Origin of the sequence: Stenotrophomonas sp. SrG, assembly GCF_050031795.1 — a bacterium.
Classification (GTDB): Bacteria; Pseudomonadota; Gammaproteobacteria; order Xanthomonadales; family Xanthomonadaceae; genus Stenotrophomonas; species Stenotrophomonas rhizophila_A.
This window is the reverse complement of record NZ_JBNBBE010000727.1, coordinates 1-247: the sequence shown is the minus strand read 5'-3', so window position 1 is coordinate 247 and position 247 is coordinate 1. Positions and strand designations below refer to the sequence as shown.

The 247-nt window shown below is 73.7% G+C and carries 1 pseudogene; it reads left to right on the top strand.

The features are described 5' to 3' along the window. A pseudogene (locus tag ACQG3P_RS21500) lies at window positions 1–210 on the top strand (NAD-dependent dehydratase); the annotation flags it as partial. Window positions 211–247: the final 37 nt, after the last annotated feature.

Here is a 247-nt window from a genome sequence, read left to right as displayed (position 1 = left end):
ACCCTGGTGCGACCGGGGCTGATCGGCGGTGAGCGCAGCGAACGCCGCACCGGCTAGAACCTGTCCAGCCGGGTACTGGGCGCGCTGGGGCCGGTGCTGCCCCGCGCGTGGCGGATCACACCCGCCGAGCGCATCGCCGCTGCGATGGTCGCCGCGGCACTGCACCCACCGCCTGGCGTCCCCGCGATCGGATCCGCCCAACTGGCGTGATCCGCCATGCCAGAAACCGATGACGGCCACCCTGGGG